The sequence below is a fragment of the Roseibium sp. genome, assembly GCF_025698965.1.
Classification (GTDB): Bacteria; Pseudomonadota; Alphaproteobacteria; order Rhizobiales; family Stappiaceae; genus Roseibium.
The window spans coordinates 1-2,782 of sequence record NZ_JAILWL010000652.1; the positions used below are offsets into that span (position 1 = coordinate 1).

Here is a 2,782-nt window from a genome sequence, read left to right on the forward strand (position 1 = left end):
GGCCAGGCTGTTGCCACTGGGGAACCTTATTTTCAGGGCAAGCGGTGCTTTCATCGCCCTGTTTCTGGTCACAACAATACATCTACCTCTGGATCGGTTCAGCAGTGTACCGGCACAGCAGATTGTTTCGGTACATATCTTGTTCAATCTGTTCCTTGTTATCGGCTGTCTGCCGCTGACCGGCCTGGTGGCGAGACTGGCTGAGAAACTGATGCCTGCGAGTGATCAGGAAAGCAGTGCCGACGAGGGGGCAATGCAAAGTGCATTGGATCAGCGCGTTGTGCATGTCCCAAGGCTTGCGCTTGCCAGTGCAACGCGAGAATTGCTGCGTATGGGCGAGTTGGTCGAGGTTATGGCACGTCCTGTCATGATGATGCTGGAAAACGGCAATCAGCAGGAAATCAAGCGACTTCAGAAAATGGATGAAAGTGTCAACAAGATTCACTCCGAAATCAAACTCTATATTGCTGAAGTCAACCGTGGAGAACTGACGTCGGAAGACGCGGAGCGCAGCATGGAGCTGGCAAGTTTCGCCATCAATCTGGAACGCGCCGGCGATCTCATTTCAAAGAACCTGCTGGAACGAGCAATCGAGTTGCACGAGAACAAGGTGAGTTTTTCCAGGGAAGGGCAGGTCGAGCTTGAAAACATGCATGATCGGGTGATGGCGAATATGCAGCTGGCGCTCAATGTGCTTGTTTCCGGCGACGTGGCCTCCGCGCGTGAACTGATTGCGGAAAAGGACCGGATGCGTCAGCTGGAGCGCGAGTGTCACGACCGGCATCTGGACCGCCTGAAATCAAGAACTCCCGAAAGCATAGATTCAAGCAATGTGCATATGGAAGTTGTGCGCAGCCTCAAGGAGATCAATTCCCTATTCGCTACTGTGGCAGTGCCGATCCTGGCGCAAGAAGGGCAGTTGAGAGATAGCCGCCTTGTACCGGCAGAGTAAACGCATCCCCTTGATGCAAAAACTACAATCCGGTCAATGACCATGGTCACTGACGGGTTATTGAGTGTGTGCGAGCCAGGTGTGACTGTCGTCATGATCGACTGGTTTCACGTAGACTTTGGAGCCTAAGTTATCCACATTGAAAAGTGATGTCTTTCAGGTGGAAAAACCGGGTTGTCTGCGGCTTTGTCAAAAATCGGCAATCTGAATGCAATAGGGTGCTTGACTTCCCCATCCAGCCGCCGTACATCAGCGCCACTTCGCGACGACATCACGTCGCCGCGCGAAGCGGGTGTAGCTCAGTTGGTTAGAGTGCCGGCCTGTCACGCCGGAGGTCGCGGGTTCGAGCCCCGTCACTCGCGCCACTCACGGTTTGTTCAATAGCTTCAGGCTCTTCTTTCAAAAATTTAAGATTTTGCATTAAGCTGCGAACGCTGCAGTTTATATGCAGCTTTGCTTCCATTCGATGCATTCCGGTTGCGCGCGAGTCTAAACTTGGTCCAATAGCTCAGTTTATTCAAATTGTTGGCCTTTTGCAGTTTTCAGCAATTACAATCCGATTCTGCTTCAGGGGTGGAAATCCGCGGAGGGTGCGGCATAATTCCCATCTGCTTATGCAAAGTTATTAGAAGGCTGCAAATTGGCGGAAATGGGGGGTTTGTAAAGGGGGGATCGAGACCGGAGGTCAAGTGTGGCAGGAGTTTGACCGTCAGGGGGTCTTGCGTTGCTCCAAGTCGTAAGCTAAGCGTGCGCTCGCATGTTGGTTTCAATTGACCGACGGGCGTTGCACGACTTGCCAGTTAAATGAGGCACTTGGATGCAAGCCGCCGGTATCGGATCACCTCCCGGTCCGCCTCCATATGCAAGGACGCGAAAAACATGGAAGAACTCTTGCGGGAATACGTCCCGATTGTCGTGTTCATCGGCATCGCGCTGGTGATCGGCCTTGCGCTGCTCATTTCCCCGTTCATTCTGGCTTACAAGAACCCGGATCCGGAAAAACTGTCGGCCTATGAATGTGGCTTCAATGCGTTTGATGATGCGCGCATGAAGTTTGACGTACGCTTTTACCTGGTTTCGATCCTCTTTATTATTTTTGACCTTGAGGTCGCTTTCCTGTTCCCATGGGCCACGGTTTTCGGTGAGCTCGGGTGGTATGGGTTCTGGTCCATGATGGTCTTCCTCGGTGTCCTGACCGTTGGCTTTATCTACGAATGGAAAAAGGGAGCGCTGGAATGGGATTGACCACGACCAAGCCGCTCGTTGCACCGCAACCACAAGGGGTCATTGATCCAAATACCGGTAACCCGGTAGGGGCGGATGACGCGTTTTTCCTTGAGGTGAACAATGAGTTGGCCGACAAGGGGTTTCTCGTAACTTCGACCGACAATCTCATTCAGTGGGCTCGCACAGGGTCTCTCATGTGGATGACGTTCGGTCTGGCATGCTGTGCCGTTGAAATGATGCAGATGTCCATGCCGCGCTATGATGCCGAACGCTTCGGGTTTGCACCGCGAGCCTCTCCAAGACAGTCCGACGTGATGATCGTTGCGGGTACGCTGACGAACAAGATGGCACCTGCACTGCGCAAGGTCTATGACCAGATGCCAGAACCACGTTACGTGATTTCCATGGGCTCCTGTGCCAATGGTGGCGGATACTACCACTATTCCTATTCGGTGGTTCGCGGCTGCGACCGGGTCGTTCCGGTCGATATCTATGTGCCGGGCTGCCCTCCGACTGCCGAGGCACTTCTTTACGGTGTCCTGATGCTGCAGAAGAAGATTCGCCGCACCGGCACGATCGAACGATAACGAATTTGCCGCCGCT

Annotated in this window: 3 protein-coding genes and 1 tRNA gene; all 4 read left to right on the forward strand. The window is 53.3% G+C overall.

The annotated features are described in order from the left end of the window. Positions 1 to 952 (forward strand): PhoU domain-containing protein (locus K5905_RS31115; RefSeq protein ID WP_297591591.1); only part of this gene is annotated, 952 nt, incomplete at its 5' end. A 288-nt stretch (positions 953 to 1,240) separates the two neighbouring features. Further along, a tRNA-Asp gene (locus tag K5905_RS31120) sits at positions 1,241 to 1,317 on the forward strand. Between the two features lie 514 nt (positions 1,318 to 1,831). Further along, positions 1,832 to 2,197, forward strand: a complete 366-nt coding sequence (locus tag K5905_RS31125) for an NADH-quinone oxidoreductase subunit A (protein WP_297591592.1) — start codon at positions 1,832 to 1,834, stop codon at positions 2,195 to 2,197. Beyond that, the gene (locus K5905_RS31130) at positions 2,188 to 2,766 is read left to right on the forward strand and encodes an NADH-quinone oxidoreductase subunit B family protein (protein WP_297591593.1); all 579 of its coding nucleotides are present in this window, start codon (positions 2,188 to 2,190) and stop codon (positions 2,764 to 2,766) included. The genes K5905_RS31125 and K5905_RS31130 overlap by 10 nt, the downstream gene beginning before the upstream one ends. Positions 2,767 to 2,782: the final 16 nt, after the last annotated feature.

Bases quoted from the DNA above. Each gene is read 5' to 3' on its own strand.
- K5905_RS31130 (WP_297591593.1), top strand. From the start codon at position 2,188: ATGGGATTGACCACGACCAAGCCGCTCGTTGCACCGCAACCACAAGGG.
- K5905_RS31125 (WP_297591592.1), top strand. From the start codon at position 1,832: ATGGAAGAACTCTTGCGGGAATACGTCCCGATTGTCGTGTTCATCGGC.